Annotated in this window: 16 protein-coding genes and 1 other RNA gene; 11 read left to right on the forward strand and 6 right to left on the reverse strand. The window is 60.4% G+C overall.

The genetic code is table 11. From position 1 onward, the window contains the following. Together M2361_RS28285 and M2361_RS28290 are read left to right on the forward strand one after the other, a co-directional pair. The gene (locus M2361_RS28285) at positions 1-1,530 is read left to right on the forward strand and encodes a tripartite tricarboxylate transporter permease (protein WP_259253061.1); all 1,530 of its coding nucleotides are present in this window, start codon (positions 1-3) and stop codon (positions 1,528-1,530) included. 113 nt (positions 1,531-1,643) lie between these two features. Next, positions 1,644-2,573 (forward strand): glyoxylate/hydroxypyruvate reductase A, encoded by a 930-nt coding sequence (locus tag M2361_RS28290; RefSeq protein ID WP_259253063.1) that lies wholly within the window; start codon positions 1,644-1,646, stop codon positions 2,571-2,573. Here M2361_RS28290 and M2361_RS28295 read toward each other — a convergent pair. Further along, a complete protein-coding gene (locus tag M2361_RS28295) occupies positions 2,567-3,505 on the reverse strand; it encodes a LysR family transcriptional regulator (RefSeq protein WP_259253065.1) in 939 nt (312 codons plus the stop codon). The two genes, M2361_RS28290 and M2361_RS28295, sit on opposite strands and share 7 nt — an antisense overlap. 200 nt (positions 3,506-3,705) lie before the next feature. Here M2361_RS28295 and M2361_RS28300 point away from each other — a divergent pair, with 200 nt between their 5' ends. Continuing rightward, a complete protein-coding gene (locus M2361_RS28300) occupies positions 3,706-4,335 on the forward strand; it encodes an FMN-dependent NADH-azoreductase (RefSeq protein ID WP_259253069.1) in 630 nt (209 codons plus the stop codon). Positions 4,336-4,406: 71 nt separating this feature from the next. Here the strand turns inward: M2361_RS28300 and M2361_RS28305 are convergent, their stop codons facing one another. The 3 genes from M2361_RS28305 to M2361_RS28315 form a co-directional block, all read right to left on the reverse strand. Further along, positions 4,407-5,312: an NAD(P)-dependent oxidoreductase gene (locus tag M2361_RS28305; protein WP_100853132.1), complete on the reverse strand. Its 906-nt coding sequence runs from the start codon at positions 5,310-5,312 to the stop codon at positions 4,407-4,409. 159 nt (positions 5,313-5,471) lie between these two features. Then, positions 5,472-6,977, reverse strand: coding sequence for a tripartite tricarboxylate transporter permease (locus M2361_RS28310; protein ID WP_111886362.1), 1,506 nt, complete (start codon positions 6,975-6,977; stop codon positions 5,472-5,474). 13 nt (positions 6,978-6,990) lie between these two features. Next, positions 6,991-7,455, reverse strand: a complete 465-nt coding sequence (locus M2361_RS28315) for a tripartite tricarboxylate transporter TctB family protein (RefSeq protein WP_100853131.1) — start codon at positions 7,453-7,455, stop codon at positions 6,991-6,993. A 478-nt stretch (positions 7,456-7,933) separates the two neighbouring features. Here M2361_RS28315 and M2361_RS28320 point away from each other — a divergent pair, with 478 nt between their 5' ends. The 4 genes from M2361_RS28320 to M2361_RS28335 all read left to right on the forward strand — a co-directional run bounded on the left by M2361_RS28320 (position 7,934) and on the right by M2361_RS28335 (position 9,759). Next, the gene (locus M2361_RS28320; RefSeq protein ID WP_259253073.1) at positions 7,934-8,380 is read left to right on the forward strand and encodes a hypothetical protein; all 447 of its coding nucleotides are present in this window, start codon (positions 7,934-7,936) and stop codon (positions 8,378-8,380) included. Continuing rightward, on the forward strand, positions 8,380-8,691 hold the full coding sequence (locus M2361_RS28325; protein ID WP_006217444.1) for a cell division protein ZapA: 312 nt from the start codon (positions 8,380-8,382) through the stop codon (positions 8,689-8,691). The genes M2361_RS28320 and M2361_RS28325 overlap by 1 nt, the downstream gene beginning before the upstream one ends. A 32-nt stretch (positions 8,692-8,723) precedes the next feature. Next, positions 8,724-8,906, forward strand: a non-coding RNA gene (ssrS, locus tag M2361_RS28330) — 6S RNA. A gap of 91 nt (positions 8,907-8,997) precedes the next feature. After that, positions 8,998-9,759, forward strand: a complete 762-nt coding sequence (locus M2361_RS28335; RefSeq protein WP_259253080.1) for an SIMPL domain-containing protein — start codon at positions 8,998-9,000, stop codon at positions 9,757-9,759. Here the strand turns inward: M2361_RS28335 and lgt are convergent. Next, positions 9,734-10,522 (reverse strand): prolipoprotein diacylglyceryl transferase, encoded by a 789-nt coding sequence (gene lgt / locus M2361_RS28340; RefSeq protein WP_259253082.1) that lies wholly within the window; start codon positions 10,520-10,522, stop codon positions 9,734-9,736. The genes M2361_RS28335 and lgt overlap by 26 nt on opposite strands. A gap of 131 nt (positions 10,523-10,653) precedes the next feature. On the opposite strand from lgt, the gene ilvD reads away from it, so the two are divergent. The 3 genes from ilvD to msrA all read left to right on the forward strand — a co-directional run bounded on the left by ilvD (position 10,654) and on the right by msrA (position 13,289). After that, positions 10,654-12,339 carry a dihydroxy-acid dehydratase gene (gene ilvD / locus M2361_RS28345; RefSeq protein WP_259253083.1) on the forward strand — a complete coding sequence of 562 codons (1,686 nt, stop codon included), beginning with the start codon at positions 10,654-10,656 and terminating at the stop codon, positions 12,337-12,339. Further along, positions 12,323-12,658 (forward strand): c-type cytochrome, encoded by a 336-nt coding sequence (locus M2361_RS28350; protein ID WP_259253084.1) that lies wholly within the window; start codon positions 12,323-12,325, stop codon positions 12,656-12,658. The genes ilvD and M2361_RS28350 overlap by 17 nt, the downstream gene beginning before the upstream one ends. A gap of 76 nt (positions 12,659-12,734) precedes the next feature. Next, positions 12,735-13,289 carry a peptide-methionine (S)-S-oxide reductase MsrA gene (gene msrA, locus M2361_RS28355; protein ID WP_259253086.1) on the forward strand — a complete coding sequence of 185 codons (555 nt, stop codon included), beginning with the start codon at positions 12,735-12,737 and terminating at the stop codon, positions 13,287-13,289. A 113-nt stretch (positions 13,290-13,402) separates the two neighbouring features. Here msrA and hppD read toward each other — a convergent pair whose 3' ends face one another. After that, positions 13,403-14,515, reverse strand: a complete 1,113-nt coding sequence (gene hppD / locus M2361_RS28360; RefSeq protein ID WP_259253092.1) for a 4-hydroxyphenylpyruvate dioxygenase — start codon at positions 14,513-14,515, stop codon at positions 13,403-13,405. Positions 14,516-14,671: 156 nt separating this feature from the next. Between hppD and M2361_RS28365 the strand changes: the two genes are divergently transcribed. After that, positions 14,672-15,148: an Lrp/AsnC family transcriptional regulator gene (locus M2361_RS28365; protein WP_175134542.1), complete on the forward strand. Its 477-nt coding sequence runs from the start codon at positions 14,672-14,674 to the stop codon at positions 15,146-15,148. Positions 15,149-16,182: the final 1,034 nt, after the last annotated feature.

The following is a 16,182-nucleotide window of genomic DNA, read 5'->3' on the forward strand; positions in this document are numbered from 1 at the left end:
ATGATCTCTCAATCTTTGATGGACCTTTGGTACGGCTTCGGTGTCGCGTTTCAGTGGCACAACCTGGTATGGTCGTTCTTCGGCGTGCTGGTGGGTAACCTGATCGGCGTGCTGCCTGGCATGGGCGCCTTGTCGGCAATCTCGATTCTGTTGCCGCTGACCTACGTCATGCATCCCGTGCCCGCCATCCTGATGCTGGCCGGTATCTTCTATGGTTCGCAATATGGCGGCGCCATCGGCGCGATCCTGCTCAACCTGCCTTCGCATCCGCCGCACGCGGTGACTTGCCTTGACGGTTATCCATTGACCAAGCAGGGCAAGGGGGGAACGGCGCTGGGCATCACGATGATCTGCTCGTTCTTCGCGGCGTCGGTCGGCATCATCGTCATGATCTTCGCCTCGCCGTTGCTGGTGGAAGTGGCGTTCAAGTTCGGCCCGACCGAGATTTTCTCGATCATGCTGCTGGGCCTGTTGGCCGGCGCGACGATGTCGCGCGGTTCACCTCTCAAGGGCGTTGCAATGACGCTCTTCGGCCTGATGTGCGGCGTGGTTGGCACGGACGTGAACACGGGCACTATCCGCTTCTCGTTCGGCTTGCTGGACTTGTCCGACGGCCTGGAGCTGGTGGCTATTTCGATGGGCCTGTTCGGCGTGGCCGACTTCCTGATGAGCGTAAACCGCATGACCATCATCGGCAGCGGCGCCAAGCTGCGCATTCGGGACATGCGGCCGACAAAGCAGGAGCTGAAGACGGCGTTCTGGCCCATGGTGCGCGGCACCGCGGTGGGAACGCTGTTCGGCGCCATGCCCGGCACGGGGCCGACCATCACTACGTTCGTTGCCTACGCGCTGGAACGCAAGATTTCCAAGACGCCTGAAAAGTTCGGCACCGGCATGATCGCTGGCGTGGCCTCGCCCGAAGCGTCGTCGCACTCGAAGACGCAGGTGGACTTCATCCCCACGATGAGTCTGGGCATTCCGGGCGACGCGGTCATGGCGCTGATTCTGGGCGCGCTCTTGATTCAAGGCATCCAGCCGGGTCCGCAGTTGATCACCGAGCATCCGGACATCTTCTGGGGCCTGATCGCCAGCTTCTGGGTAGGGAACGTTTTGCTGATGGTGCTGAACGTGCCGCTGATCGGCGTGTGGGTCAAGCTGCTGCAAGTGCCGTATCGCTATCTGTTCCCGTCCGCGCTTTTCTTCATTGCGGTGGGCGTGTTCAGTACCCAGAACAGCCTCTTCCAGATTTGGGAAGTGTTGGCGTTCGGCGTGATCGGCGCGATCCTGATGACACTGGAGTTTTCAGTGGCCCCCATCTTGCTCGGCTTTGTGTTGGGGCCGATGGTGGAAGAGAACTTCCGCCGTGCGTTGCTGCTGTCGCGCGGCGACCTGGCGGTGTTCGTCGAGCGCCCCATCAGCGCGTGGTTCATCGGTGCCAGCGCATTGCTGATCTTCCTGCAGCTTTGGGCCTTCGCGCGCCGTGGCAAGGGTAAGGGTAAGAACAAGCCCGAAATTCCGCAGACGGTTTAAACGAAGCTGCTACGCAGGCATAAGACGGCCCGGCTTCATGCCGGGCCGTTTGATTTGTGAGGCGCCATCCTGCATGCTTGCGGTTTCGAAAACCGCCTTGCAGAGCCGCCATCATGCATATCCTTTTTGCTTGCCCCCTTCACGATCCCGATGTCTGGGTGCCCCGTCTGGAAGCCGCAATGCCCGGCTGTCGCATTTCGGTGTGGAACCCCGATGGCCCGTCCTCGGGGGCAGAAGTGGCGCTGGTGTGGCGTCCGCCCGTGGAGCTGTTCAAGCACGAAACCAACATCTCAACCTTGTTCAATCTGGGGGCGGGAGTGGATGCCTTGCTGAAGATGCCCGAGATCCCCGAGCACGTTCGTATCGTGCGCCTGGAAGACGCCGGCATGTCAGTGCAGATGGCCGAATATGCGCTGTATGCCCTGCTGCGCGTGTCGCGTGATTTCGAAGCGTTTGACCAGGCGCAGGCGCGCCAGCATTGGGATACCCGCGAAGGTACGCGCCAGGCGGATTGGCCTGTTGGCGTGCTGGGCCTGGGGCAGGTGGGTGCGCGCGTCGCGCAGACGCTGGCTGATTTCGGCTATCCCGTGGCGGGTTGGTCGCGGTCGCCGCGTGATTTGCCTGGCGTGGAATCCTTTGCGGGCGAAGCCGCCTTGCCGGCCTTCTTGGCCAGAACGCGCTTCTTGGTGAACGTATTGCCGCTGACGCCTGACACGCACGGCATCCTGAACCGCGACACGCTATCGCAACTGCTGCCTGACGCGCACCTGGTCAACGTCGGCCGGGGCGAACACCTGGTCGAAGACGACCTGGTTCAAATGCTCGAAGAAGGTGAGATCGCCGGCGCTACGCTGGATGTGTTCCACACCGAGCCGCTGCCCAACGATCACCCCTTTTGGCGCGATCCCCGTGTGCATGTCACGCCGCACATTGCCGCGCGCACGCTGCGTGATGAAAGCATCGAGCAAATCGCCGGCAAGGTGGCGCAACTGATGCGCGGTGAACCCATCACAGGCGTGGTCGAACGCACTCGGGGCTACTGAGGAGCCGGAGGGGCTGCGGCTTTCTCCAGCCGCTGATACATCGACGGCAGGCGTTGCGACAGGAAATCCAGCAACGTCCTGACCGCCGGCATCATGCCGCGCCGAGACGGATAGATGCAATGCACGATGCCTTCCGGCGATTGCCATTGCGGCAGCACCTGCACCAACTGGCCCCGGCGCAGTTCCTCTTGCGTGGCGATGGATGGCAGCAGCGCAATGCCTCGGCCACGCACCGCGGCTTCCGTCAGAACGATGAAGTCGTTGCACGACAGTTGCGGCTTGAGCTCAACCTGCAGCTCTTCGCCCTTGTCATTGCGCAGTGGCCAGCGCACTTCGTTTTGCGGGTCTGAAAAGCTAAGCGTGGTGTGAGAGGCCAGATCCTGCGGCGTGTCCGGTGCGCCATGGCGCTGCAGGTAGCCGGGGCTGGCCACCAGCGTGCCGCGCGCGGTGCCCAAGTGGCGCACCACCAGCTCGGCGTCGGTATCCAGCTTGGTCCGCACGCGCAAGGCCAGGTCCACGCCTTCGCGGATCAGGTCCACGCGTCGGTTGGTCACCAGCAACTGCACCGATATCGCCGGCCATGCGTCCAGGAATTCGGGCAGCAGGGGAGCCAGCACATCCTGCGCTATGGAGACGGGGCAACTGACTATCACCGGGCCTGCTGGTTCGGATTGCAGTTGCCGCATGGCGTCGTCCGCGGCACGCGCAGATGCCGCCATTTCACGGCAGTAATGCAGGTAGCGTTCGCCGGCGGATGTGAGCCGCAGGCGCCGAGTCGTGCGTTGCAGCAGGCGCACGCCCAAGCTTTCTTCAAGATGTGAAATCCGCCTTGAAAGGCGGGATTTGGGTATGTCCAGCGCTCGGGCCGCCGCACTGAAGCCGCCCTGTTCGACGACTTGGGAAAAGTAGTAGAGGTCGTTTAGATCTTGCATGATTGTTCTATTCCTGGAACGAATAGTTCATCATATCCGGGTTTATGTGAATAATGAACCGGTCTACAGTGACGCCATGCAATCGGGATCTGCCAACGCCACCCGGCGCCCAGCCCCAGTCCGGTACCCCTTATGAATCGGACGTGGCGCTGACGGATCCCTCGCCTGCTCATGGCAGGCCACCACTGGAGAAATTCGCAATGAAGACCCTTGTCATCCTGTCCTCGATTCTTGGCAACCGTTCCCACAGCACGGAATTGGCCGATCATTTCATGGCGCGCGTCAAAGCCGCCCACCCGGCCGATACCGTGAAAATCCGCGACCTCGGCGCGCAGCCCATTCCGTACTTCGACGGCAATACCGCCGGTGCGCTGTTCACCCCTGCAGAGGCCCGTAGCGTGGAGCAGCAACGCATCGTCGAGCTCAGCGATTCGCTGGTTGCCGAACTGATGCAAGCCGACCGCATCGTGTTCGCTGTGCCCGTCTACAACTTCAATCTGCCCGCTCAGTTCAAGAGCTATCTTGACCACGTAGCCCGTGCCGGCGTCACGTTCCGTTATACGCCCGAAGGCGTGCCGGAAGGCCTCGTCAAGGGTAAGCAGGTGTTCGTGCTGACGGCTCGTGGCGGCAAAGCCGAAGGCACGCCGTCCGACACGATGACGCCGTACCTGCGTCAGATGCTTGGTTTCCTGGGGATGGACGACGTCACGTTCATCGCCGCCGAAGGCATGGCGATGGGCGAAGTGGCTGCGCTTGAAGGCGTGACGCTGGCCAAACAGCGTATCGATGCCCTGGTGCTGGACGCGGCGCAGGACGGCCTGGCCGCCTGATCGGCCTCGTTCGCGTGTCAGAAAAAAGGCGAGCCTTGTGGCTCGCCTTTTCATTGCTGCATGCTAAGTGCCTAGTCGCGTAGCCGTTTCACCAGGCTGGACGTGTCCCAGCGGCCGCCGCCCATCTTCTGAACATCGGCATAGAACTGGTCCACCAGCGCGGTCACGGGCACGCGCGCGCCGTTGTTGCGCGCTTCCGCCAGCACCAGGCCCAGGTCTTTACGCATCCAGTCCACGGCAAAACCAAAGTCGAACTTGTCGTCGACCATGGTGCCGCCCCGGTTCTCCATCTGCCAGCTTTGCGCCGCGCCTTTGCTGATCACGTCCAGCACCAACTTCATGTCCAGCTTGGCCGCCTGGCCGAAAGCCACGGCTTCGGACAGGCCTTGCACGAGGCCGGCGATGCAAATCTGGTTGACCATCTTGGCCAACTGGCCCGAACCGGGCGCGCCCACCAGCGTCACGGCGCGGCCAAAACACTGGGCCACGGGCTTGATGGCTTCGAATACCGCTTCTTCTCCGCCGCACATGATGGTCAGCGCGCCATTGACGGCACCGGCCTGGCCGCCGGACACGGGCGCATCCACGAAATTCAGGCCCAGGCCCTTGGCTTGCGCGTAAAGTTCGCGGGCCACATCGGCCGACGCGGTAGTGTGGTCGACGAACACGGCGCCAGGCGCCATGCCCGCGAATGCACCGTCAGGCCCCAGCACAACGCTGCGCAGGTCGTCGTCGTTGCCCACGCAGGCAAAGACGATCTGTGCACCTGCCACCGCTTCGCGCGGCGTGCCCGCATGGCGGCCGCCGAACTCCGCGACCCAGGCCTGAGCCTTGGCGGGCGTGCGGTTATAGACCGTCACGTCGTGCCCGGCGCGGGCCAGATGGCCGGCCATGGGCAGGCCCATGACACCCAGGCCGAGGAAAGCGACTTTCTGGGCTACGACCGCGTCGTAGCTCTTGGTACCGATCGTTGCCATTGCAGGAAACTCCGCTCAATGTGAGTAAGGTCAGTCTTAGGGAACTAACCTTAACGCAATCCAAAAGCCGGCGGCCAGTCCATCAAAAAAAAACCCCTGGGGCAAGCCCAGGGGTTTTGGAAAGAGGCAAGGCGCCGCGGTGGGCGGCCTGACCGCTTTTTACTCTTCTTCGACGAAGGTCTCTTCGCGCTTCTTGCGGATGGCGGGCAGCGCCACCAGGATCACAAGGAAGGCCGCCACGGCCAGCAACGAAGCCGACAGGGGACGGGTCACGAAGGTGCTGAAATCGCCACGCGACAGCAGCAGGGCACGGCGGAAGTTCTCTTCCATCATGGGGCCTAGAACCAAGCCCAGCAGCAGCGGTGCGCCTTCGCACTTCAGCTTCGACCACACGTAGCCGATGATGCCGAACATCGCCGTGGTGAAGATGTCGAACGAGTTGTAGTTCAACGAATACACACCGATCGTGCAGAACACCAGAATCGCCGGGAACAGGATGCGATAGGGCACCTTCAGCAGCTTGACCCACAGGCCGATCAGCGGCAGGTTCAGCACCACCAACATCAGGTTACCGATCCACATCGAAGCGATCAGGCCCCAGAACAGCTCCGGGTGGCTCGTCATGACTTGCGGGCCGGGCTGGATGTTGTGGATCGTCATTGCGCCGACCATCAGCGCCATCACGGCGTTACCCGGGATACCGAGCGTCAGCAGCGGAATGAACGACGTCTGCGCGGCAGCGTTGTTCGCCGATTCCGGACCAGCCAGGCCGGCCGGGTGGCCCTTGCCGAAGCGTTCCGGATTCTTCGAGATCTTCTTTTCCAGCGTGTAGGACGCGAACGACGACAGCACGGCGCCACCGCCCGGCAAGATACCCAAGGCCGAACCCAGGGCCGTACCGCGCAGCACGGCGGGAGCGGCTTCCTTGAATTCCTGCAGGTTCGGGTACAGCGTGCCGATCTTGTCGGTGATGTCGACGCGGTTTTCCTTCTGCTCCAGGTTGGTCATGATTTCGGCGAAGCCGAACACGCCCATGGCCACGATGGCGAAGTCGATACCGTCTTGCAGTTCGGGGATGCCGAAGTCGTAGCGGGCAACGCCCGAGTTGACGTCAGTGCCCACCATGCCCAACAGCAGGCCCAGGATGATCATCGCGATCGCCTTGGGCAGCGAGCCCGAAGCCAACACCACGGCGCCGACCAGGCCCAGGCACATCAGCGAGAAGTACTCGGCGGGGCCGAACTTGAACGCCACTTCAGCCAACGGAGGAGCAAACGCGGCCAACAACAGCGTTGCTACGCAACCAGCGAAGAACGAGCCCAGCGCGGCAATGGCCAGCGCGGCGCCCGCACGGCCATTGCGGGCCATCTGGTGACCATCCAGCACGGTCACCACCGCGGACGTTTCCCCTGGCAGCGCCACAAGAATCGCCGTGGTCGAACCGCCGTATTGCGCGCCGTAATAGATGCCGGCCAGCATGATCAGGCCTGCAATCGGGGGCAACACATACGTGATCGGCAGCAGCATCGCGATGGTCGGGACCGGGCCGATGCCCGGCAGCACGCCAATCAGCGTACCCAGGATGCAGCCCAGCAGTGCGTAAGCCAGGTTCTCGGGCGTAAACGCCACCGAGAAGCCCAACATTAGGTTGTCAAACAATTCCATGACCGGTTGCTCCTTAGTTCATGCCCAGAAAGGACGGCCACAGCGGGAAGATCAGCCCCAGCCCCTTGACGAATGCCAGATACGAGAAGAGCACCAGGAAAATCGCGTTGGCAACGGCGACCTTCAGGCTGAACTCATGGCTGGCCAGGCTGCTTACGACAACCAGGATGAATACCGAAAGATAGATGCCCAGCGGCTTGAGGATGAATCCGTACAAGACCACGGAACCCACGACGAGAAAGACAATGCGCCAATCGAACTTATCGATATGCGTCTCGTGGGCTTTCTTGGAAAGTGAGCCAAGCAGCACGATGGCGCCCAGCAAAGCCAGAACAATGCCTAGCCAGAAAGGAAAGTACCCTGGGCCCATTCGGGCGGCAGTACCCATTTGGTAGCTGCTGGCCTGCCAGGCGAATCCCAGTCCAAGGGCGATGAACATCACCCCCGACCAGAAGTCCTGTCGATTGCGTAGCTGCATGATTGGTTGGCTCCTATTTACAGCATGTAGATAAAAAAGTTTGTAGCCGGATGGGACCCGCCGAAAGGCGAGTGACAGGCACAAAAAAGGCACTTCGGGGTGCCATTAGTTATTCTGAAAGCGACGGCGTGGTTTCTTGAAAGGGCGAATGGTAATGGACGCCTGCCATGCTGCAAACCCTGTAAGGTCGGTGAAAGGCTGGGGTTTTCCCTAGAATTCGGGTACTCCCGAGCCTCAGATGTAACGCCACAGGAAGAATGAGGGCTTTTTGAAAGCTAAGTGAAAGTTTATAGAAAGAAATGCGAAAGCCGAATCGGCCGGATGCGGGGATTTTGGAGGAGGCGCTTTTCTTCTTTTGCCGGAATCGGTTAGTCTCGCGCCGCCCAAATCAACACCGTATTTCCTACCGAATATTGCCGGGTTTCTCACCTTGCGTGAAGTGGCCCGGTTCACCTCAGGATGGTTTACGATAGCGCCCATGCTGCAAGACCTAGACCAACTCGCCGCCCGAATCGGGCAACTGGTGCATCGCACCCGCCAACTCCACGCAGAGCGTGATGCGTTGCGCCTCCGTCTGAACGAATTCGAAGCTGAACAGCGCGTGCAGAAGCAACGCGCGGCCGAGCGCGAGGCTGAGATCGCCACGTTGCAAAGCAAGCTTCAGGATCACGACGGCGCGGTTTCCGCAATGCTCGAGCAAGCCCAGCAGGCCGAAGTCGCCTTGCGCGAGCAGCTTGCCCGAGAATCCGCCGAACGGCAATCGCTGGAGTCGCGCTTCACCGCTCGCGAAACCGAACTGCAGGGCAGCCTGCAAACCCGCGACGCCGAACTACAGCGCTTGCGCGTGGCCGCCGCCTCGGCCCGCGAGCGCATTGACGCCGTGCTGGCCCGCCTGCCGGGCGCACCGTCTGGAGAGCAACACTGATGGAACGCGTAGACGTAACCATATTGGGACGCGACTATTCGCTGGCCTGCTCCGCTGAAGAGAAGCCCACGCTGATGGCCGCCGTGCGCCACGTTGATCAACTGATGCTCCGCATCCAGGGAACCGGCAAGATTTCCAGCAATGAACGCATCGCCGTCATGGCGGCGTTGCAGGTCGCTGGCGAGCTTCTTGCCATGAAAGCACCCGATGGTCCGCTAGGGGGTTTGGCGGTTGGCGACTTCAAGCGTAGAATTGAGGACATGAACGCAGTACTCGATGACGCCTTGTCGGGTCAGGAAAAACTGCTCTAACGTTCATAAAGCTGTATTCAAGAATTTTCAGTTTGTCCCTGCCGTGTCCGTGACTAGGCCATACATTCTCTGAACCTATGCTTTCGGCATATGGTTGCGGGAGTGTAGAGCTGGAGTGATCGTCTCTCGTAGACGAACCCGACGCTCTGCGGAACGCGACCACCTCTTACCCTAGGGTTCGAGATGCCGGCCTTGACGGCACAGGCGGGGCATCTATCCCAGCGGGCCTGCCAACAGCGCAGGTCCGCGTCGGGTGCCACAACCATCCCCTCTCTTTCCCTCTGTCCTCCCTCCTAGGACCCGTCCATGTTTAAACACCCTGTTTTCTCGCTGACGAAACTCGGCGCAGCGTGCGCAGCCGTGGCCGCTATTGCTGCTGTTCAACCCGCATTCGCACAGACGCAGGCGCCCAGCGCGCCCGCAACGGCGGAATCGTCCACGAATCGTTCGCCGGAATTGACACTGCAAGCGGCCGCCTCGTCGGAGGTCAAGCAGGACACCGTTCGCATTTCCTTGTCCGCCGAGGTCGAGGCGCCTGATCAGCCCGCCGCCGGCAAGAAGCTGACGGCGGTGCTGGATGATGTCGTCAAGCGCGCGCGCGACACCAAGGGTGTGGAAGTGCGCACGGGTGGTTTCAACGTGTGGCCCAACACGAACAGCAAGGGCAAGATTGCGTCGTGGCGCGGCCAGGGCGAGATCGTGCTGGAGTCCAAGGACTTCGAAGCCGCTGCCGCACTGGCAGCCAAGCTATCGGACAAGACCGCCATTTCCAATATCGGATTCTCGCTGTCGCGTCCCGCGCGCGAGGCCGAAGAGCGCAAGCTGCTGAAAGAAGCGGCCCAAGCGTTCAAGGATCGTGCATTGGCTGCTGCCAACGCATTCGGTTTTTCGGGTTACCGCTTGTCCAAGCTGGAACTCGGGGGCTCGGGCGGCCCCGTGCCGATGCCGCGCATGCTTGGCGCGGCCATGGCCAAAGACGCCTCTGGCGGCTACAGCCCGGACGTCCCGCTGGAAGCGGGAGACGTCACGGTCAGCGTCGCCGTCAACGGGACGATCGTTTTGCAGTAAGGCTGAACATGATGGCGCCCAAGGCGACCATCGGCAGGGACAGCCACTGTCCCATGCTTAATCCGCCCGCGAGCAGGCCCAGGAAGTTGTCTGGCTCGCGGGTGAATTCCACCAGGAAGCGGAACGTTCCGTAGCCCATCAAAAACAGCCCGCTCACTTGTCCAAGTGGACGCGGCTTGCTCGAAAACCACCACAGCAGCACAAACAGCACAATGCCTTCCAGGCCCAGCTCGTAAAGTTGGGACGGGTGGCGCGCCAGCCCGTCGCCGCTATCGGGAAACACCATGGCCCAAGGCACATCGGTCGGTCGGCCCCAAAGCTCGCCATTGATGAAGTTGCCCAAGCGGCCAAACCCCAGGCCCAGCGGGATCAGCGGCGCGATGAAATCGCTGACCGCGAAAAAGGGCAGCTTCTTCTTTCGTGCAAAGAGAAGCATGACGAGGATCACGCCGATCAGGCCGCCGTGGAACGACATGCCGCCTTGCCACAAGTACGCCACTTCCAGCGGATGCGCCAGGTAGTAGGCAGGCTTGTAGAACAGTACATATCCCAGTCGACCGCCCAGTACGACGCCCAGCACGCTATAGAAAATCAGGTCTTCCAGGTCGCGCACGTTCAGCGATGTGGTGTGGCCGCTGGTGATGCGCCGGCGGCCAAGCACGTACACCAGGGCGAAGCCCGCCAAATACATCAGGCCGTACCAGTGGATGGCAAGCGGCCCGATCTGCAAGGCTACGGGATCGAATTTTGGATATTGCAGCATGTTCTGCCCGACACAATGAAGTTGAATGATAATAACCGGCGAGCTCTGAAGATTCGCATGCATGCAAGCGAGCCAGCTTCCCGGGTGCGTTCGCCTTGTCCGCGCCCCGACGCCGACAGGAGAGACTGACCATGCCGAACAACGAACGTTCCCGCCACATCACCGAAGGCGTAGCACGCGCGCCCAATCGCGCCATGTACTACGCACTGGGCTACAAGGAAGCCGATTTCAACAACCCCATGATAGGCGTGGCCAACGGCCACTCCACGATCACGCCCTGCAATAGCGGCCTGCAGCGCTTGGCCGACGCAGCCATCGACGCCATCCGGTCCTCCAGCGCCAACCCCCAGGTGTTCGGCACGCCCACCATTTCGGACGGCATGTCCATGGGCACCGAGGGGATGAAATACTCGTTGGTTTCGCGCGAGGTCATCGCCGACTGTATCGAGACCGCCGCCCAAGGGCAGTGGATGGACGGCGTGGTGGTCATTGGTGGTTGCGACAAGAACATGCCGGGCGGCATGATCGCCCTGGCGCGCACGAATGTGCCGGGCATCTACGTCTATGGCGGCACCATCAAGCCTGGCCACTACAAGGGCAACGATCTCACCATCGTCTCGGTCTTCGAAGCCGTGGGCGAATACACGATGGGCCGCATGCCCGAGGCCGACTTCAAGCAGATCGAAAAATGCGCCATCCCTGGCTCGGGTTCCTGTGGCGGCATGTACACCGCCAACACCATGAGCTCCGCCTTCGAAGCCATGGGCATGAGCCTGCCGTATTCCAGCACGATGGCCAATGAAGATGAAGAAAAAGTCGTCTCGGCCGCCGAGTCGGCGCGCGTGCTGGTCGACGCCGTCCGGCGCAACCTGCGTCCGCGCGACATCATCACGCGCGAATCCATCGAGAACGCCGTGTCGGTCATCATGGCCACGGGCGGCTCCACCAACGCGGTGCTGCACTTCCTGGCCATTGCCCATGCCGCCGACGTGCCGTGGACCATCGATGACTTCGAGCGTATCCGTAAGCGCGTGCCGGTGCTGTGCAACTTGAAGCCATCCGGCAAATACGTCGCAACGGATCTGCATCGTGCGGGCGGGATCCCGCAAGTCATGAAGCTGTTGCTCAATGCCGGCCTGCTGCATGGCGACTGCATCACGATCACGGGCAAGACCATCGCGCAAACGCTCGCCGATGTGCCTGATGCGCCGCGCGCTGATCAGGACGTCATCATGCCGCTGGATCGTGCGCTCTACCCGCAGGGGCATCTGGCCATTCTCAAAGGCAACTTGTCGCCGGAAGGCTGCGTGGCCAAGATCACCGGGCTGAAGAACCCCGTCATGACCGGTCCGGCGCGCGTGTTCGATTCCGAGGACGACGCGATGACCGCCATCATGGCGCAGCGTATCAAGGACGGCGATGTCGTGGTCATCCGCTATGAAGGCCCCAAGGGTGGGCCGGGCATGCGCGAAATGCTGGCGCCCACTTCCGCGTTGGTGGGACAGGGCTTGGGCGAAACGGTAGGCCTGATCACCGATGGCCGCTTTTCCGGCGGCACCTGGGGCATGGTCGTTGGCCATGTGGCGCCAGAAGCATTCGTGGGCGGGCCGATCGCCCTGATCCAGGAAGGTGATTCGGTTACCATCGATGCCCACAAGCTGCTGCTGCAGCTCAACATCAGCGACGAAGACCTGGCGGCTCGTCGCCAGGCCTGGGTCCAGCCCAAGCCGCGTTATACACGCGGTGTGCTTGCCAAGTTCGGCAAGCTCGCCAGCACCGCGAGCCGTGGGGCAGTTACCGATGCATTTGAAGATTAGTCTGTGGGCGGCCGTCGCCTGCGTGTTGAGCGCAGGCGCGGTCCAGGCGCAAACGACTGGCCTGGACCTGGCCAAGAGCAAGGCCTGTATGGCCTGCCACCAGGTAGAGGCCAAGCGCGTGGGCCCGCCGTTGAAGAGTGTGGCGGAACGTTATGCGGGGCAGGGCGACGCCATGGTGGATTACCTGGCCGGCAAGATTCGTGGTGGTGGCCGCGGTGCCTGGGGTGCGGTTCCCATGCCTGCCCAAACCCATGTCAACCAGGAAGACGCCCGTCTGCTGGCCGAATGGATACTGTCGCTGGCGCCGACCAAGCAGTAGTCTTATTCTTGATGCCCCGGCGTGAAGCGCGGGAAGTGGGCCGCGCGGCGTGGCCCCTTATCAATGAGGAATTGTCATGACAGAACAACCATCCCCAGGCAATGAGGTTGCCGTCCTTGGCGGCGGCTGCTTCTGGTGCGTCGAAGCGGTCTTCGTCGATCTGCGCGGCGTGAAGAGCGTGTTGCCCGGCTACAGCGGCGGGCACGTCGACAACCCCAGCTATGAGCAGGTGTGCGGCAAGGACACGGGCCATATCGAGGTCGCCAGAATCGAATTCGACCCCACCGAACTGTCGTTCAGTGACTTGCTGCGCGTGTTCTTCGCCACGCATGATCCCACCACGCCGGGCCGCCAAGGCAACGACATCGGTCCGCAGTACGAGTCGGCAATCTTCTGGCAGAACGAGTCTCAGCGTGAGCAAGCTGAAGCGGTCATTGCCGAGGTCGAGGCGCAACAGGTTTACGATGCGCCCATCGTCACCAAGCTGTTGGCGCCCGCCAAATTCTGGCAAGCCGAGGATTACCACAGCAACTACTTTGCCCTGCACCCCGAGCAAGGTTATTGCCAGTTCGTGATCGCACCCAAGGTTGCCAAGTTCCGCAAGCAATTCCAGGATCGTCTGAAGCGCTAACTGCCGCGTGGACGCCCGGGTCGGTTCGAACGGGCAAAAAAAACCTCACCATAAGGTGAGGCTACAAAGCCAGTGCCGATGCTAGGGCACTCGGGCACTGGCGGGGGAAGCGCTTACTCGACGTTCTTCACCACGCCGCGGCGCATCTGGTCCAGTTCGATCGATTCGAACAGGGCCTTGAAGTTGCCTTCGCCAAAACCGTCGTTGCCTTTGCGCTGGATGATCTCGAAGAAGATCGGGCCGATCTGGTTCTCCGTGAAGATCTGCAGCAAAAGGCCGCCACCAGGCGCGCCATCCAACAGGATACGGTTTTTCTGCAGGCGCGCCACATCTTCGCCGTGGTTAGGCAGGCGGCGGTCCAGCAGTTCGTAGTACGTTTCCGGCGTATCCAGAAATACCACACCCGACTCGCGCAGCGCTTCAATGGTGCTGTAGATGTCATCCGTCGCCATGGCAATGTGTTGGATGCCTTCGCCGCGGTACAGGTCCAGATATTCCTGGATCTGCCCCTTCTCCTCGGTGCCTTCCTCATTGATCGGAATGCGGATATTGCCGCACGGCGACGTCATCGCCTTCGACTTCACGCCTGTCACCTTGCCTTCGATATCGAAGTAGCGCACTTCACGGAAGTTGAACAGGCGTTCGTAAAATTCCGACCACTCGGCCATGCGGCCCTTGTGCACGTTGTGCGTCAAGTGGTCCACCAACGTCAAGCCGGCTCCGCGGTGGTTCAGGTCCGCCAGCGCATTGCCCGGATCCACGGGCACGAAGTCAACGTCATAGATGCTGATGTCACCAATGCCGCCATGGCCTTCCTTACCCGTCCAGCGGTCAACCAGGTAGATGAGCGAGTCGCCGATGCCCTTGATGGCCGGAATGTTCAGTTCCATCGGACCGCTGTGCGAGTCGAATCCCCATGCCCCCAGTTCCAACGCGCGCTTATACGCGGCATTGGCGTCCTGAACGCGGAAACCAATTGCACAGATCGACGGTCCGTGCAGACGCGCAAAGCGCTGGGCAAAGGAATCCGGCTCGGCATTGATCAGAAAATTCACGCCACCCTGACGGTACAGCGTGACGTCCTTGTGGCGGTGTTTGGCGATGGCTTTGAAGCCCAGCAGTTCAAACACCTTGCGCAGCGCGGCGGGGTCCGGCGCGGCATATTCAATGAACTCGAACCCGGCGGTGCCCATCGGGTTGTCCCAGGGTTGGAAAGCGCTGCTCATAAGTCTGCTCCCTTGCATCGTTTTTCAGGACGACTTGTTATTCAAGTCTAGAAGAGGATTGTAGGTAGGATCGACGAGCAGACAATTGCAAACATGGCGTTGAACCGCCCTATTTGGGCAATAATATTGCCGAATATGAAAATTAACGGGCAAAAAATGTCTGATATAGAGCTTGATAGGACAGATCTAAGGATTTTGGCTGAACTGCAGCGCGATGGACGCCTTAGCAACCAGGAACTGGCCGACCGCGTATCCCTGTCGCCCAGTCCCTGCTTGCGGCGGGTGCGCCGGCTGGAAGAGAAGGGCTTCATCAAAAAGTACGTGGCGCTGATCGACGCTGAGAAAGTTGGGCTCGGTCTGCTGGCCTACGTCAACATCCGCCTGAACAAGCATAGCGGCTCCAGTCACGCGCCAATGAGCGACTTCGCGCGCGACGTGCAGCTTTGGCCTGAAGTGGTCGAGTGCTATGCCATGTCTGGCGACATGGACTATCTGCTTCGAATCCAGGTGGCCGACCTGGCGCACTTTTCCCGTTTCGCCATGGACACATTGATGCGCCACCCCGCCGTGGTGGATATGCGTTCCTTCTTCGCGTTACAGCAGATCAAGGAAACCACCGAGCTAAGGTTGTGAGGTGAGGGCGGAGAGTAGGGTAGTGGTGTGCTCTATATATATCTCTATATATAGAGCGTGGTCTGCCTATATTTGAGGTGCTACCGGAGCACCTCTATATAGAGTGCCGCGCGGCCCTTAAAAGGGTGTGTCCCTATAAATGTTCACCTTTTTGAAAAATGGGTGTCATGTGGAGCCCCCAGTAGAAATTTCCGTGCTATAGTCTCGCTCCTTCGCAGTTCAGGCAGTTTTTGAGCCGCGAAGCCAAGCAAGCGCAACAGGCCACTCGGCAAGCGATCCGCAAGGAAACCTACCCCGGCCTGCCGCGAAGCAGCCAGTAGTAGTTATGCAGGCAGCCAAGCGGTTATTGCAGGGATTGCAGCAAATCAGGCAAAAGCCAGTTGCGCAATCTGCAAAAGTCGTGCTATAGTCTTGGGCTTGGCTGGTGATGACGATTCAGGGTTTACCCGAATCAATATTGCAAGCCACCTGGTTCAGTAACCAACCTCTGGATTCCAGAGCCAACGCAAAGCGTAAGCGAGCGGCGAGGTTGCAAGATAGGATGCAAATTAGGCAAGAGCCGGTTGCATAATCTGCAAAAGTTGTGTTATAGTTTCAGGCTTGGCAGTTGCCGAAAACTTAGGGTTAACCCGAGTGGGTGTTCTGATGTTTCGATAGCTGCTAAGAGAGGGTGATCTGAAGAGGTCGCAAGCAAGAAAGCGGTAGCGCGAAAGCGAACGAAGCTGACTTGACAAGCGATAAAAACTTCTTCATAATCTCGCCTCTCTGCTGCTGAAAACAGCAAGCGACGCAAGGCGAAAGCCGCAGCGAAGCGAGCAAGTTCAGTAAGTGGCAAGAAGTTGGTAGTACAGAATTTAGCAGTACCGCTCTTTAACAATTAAACAACCGATAAGTGTGGGCGCTTGATGCGATGCACTGTGATCAAGTTGGGAGTTAAACCCTGGCTTTATCACAAGCACAATGAAATCAAGTGCTCACTAGAAGTGAAGTACCTTAGACGTCAAGTTTAAGAACATACCTCACTTCCTTTGAGT

This window comes from Achromobacter sp. JUb104 (assembly GCF_024806975.1).
Lineage (GTDB): Bacteria > Pseudomonadota > Gammaproteobacteria > Burkholderiales > Burkholderiaceae_B > Achromobacter > Achromobacter spanius.

What these genes read in the sequence shown, in the direction of transcription:
- M2361_RS28285 (WP_259253061.1), top strand. Translation starts at nt 1, where the DNA reads ATGATCTCTCAATCTTTGATGGACCTTTGGTACGGCTTCGGTGTCGCG.
- M2361_RS28290 (WP_259253063.1), top strand. Translation starts at nt 1,644, where the DNA reads ATGCATATCCTTTTTGCTTGCCCCCTTCACGATCCCGATGTCTGGGTG.
- M2361_RS28295 (WP_259253065.1), bottom strand. Translation starts at nt 3,505, where the DNA reads ATGCAAGATCTAAACGACCTCTACTACTTTTCCCAAGTCGTCGAACAG.
- M2361_RS28300 (WP_259253069.1), top strand. Translation starts at nt 3,706, where the DNA reads ATGAAGACCCTTGTCATCCTGTCCTCGATTCTTGGCAACCGTTCCCAC.
- M2361_RS28305 (WP_100853132.1), bottom strand. Translation starts at nt 5,312, where the DNA reads ATGGCAACGATCGGTACCAAGAGCTACGACGCGGTCGTAGCCCAGAAA.
- M2361_RS28310 (WP_111886362.1), bottom strand. Translation starts at nt 6,977, where the DNA reads ATGGAATTGTTTGACAACCTAATGTTGGGCTTCTCGGTGGCGTTTACG.
- M2361_RS28315 (WP_100853131.1), bottom strand. Translation starts at nt 7,455, where the DNA reads ATGCAGCTACGCAATCGACAGGACTTCTGGTCGGGGGTGATGTTCATC.
- M2361_RS28320 (WP_259253073.1), top strand. Translation starts at nt 7,934, where the DNA reads ATGCTGCAAGACCTAGACCAACTCGCCGCCCGAATCGGGCAACTGGTG.
- M2361_RS28325 (WP_006217444.1), top strand. Translation starts at nt 8,380, where the DNA reads ATGGAACGCGTAGACGTAACCATATTGGGACGCGACTATTCGCTGGCC.
- M2361_RS28335 (WP_259253080.1), top strand. Translation starts at nt 8,998, where the DNA reads ATGTTTAAACACCCTGTTTTCTCGCTGACGAAACTCGGCGCAGCGTGC.
- lgt (WP_259253082.1), bottom strand. Translation starts at nt 10,522, where the DNA reads ATGCTGCAATATCCAAAATTCGATCCCGTAGCCTTGCAGATCGGGCCG.
- ilvD (WP_259253083.1), top strand. Translation starts at nt 10,654, where the DNA reads ATGCCGAACAACGAACGTTCCCGCCACATCACCGAAGGCGTAGCACGC.
- M2361_RS28350 (WP_259253084.1), top strand. Translation starts at nt 12,323, where the DNA reads ATGCATTTGAAGATTAGTCTGTGGGCGGCCGTCGCCTGCGTGTTGAGC.
- msrA (WP_259253086.1), top strand. Translation starts at nt 12,735, where the DNA reads ATGACAGAACAACCATCCCCAGGCAATGAGGTTGCCGTCCTTGGCGGC.
- hppD (WP_259253092.1), bottom strand. Translation starts at nt 14,515, where the DNA reads ATGAGCAGCGCTTTCCAACCCTGGGACAACCCGATGGGCACCGCCGGG.
- M2361_RS28365 (WP_175134542.1), top strand. Translation starts at nt 14,672, where the DNA reads ATGTCTGATATAGAGCTTGATAGGACAGATCTAAGGATTTTGGCTGAA.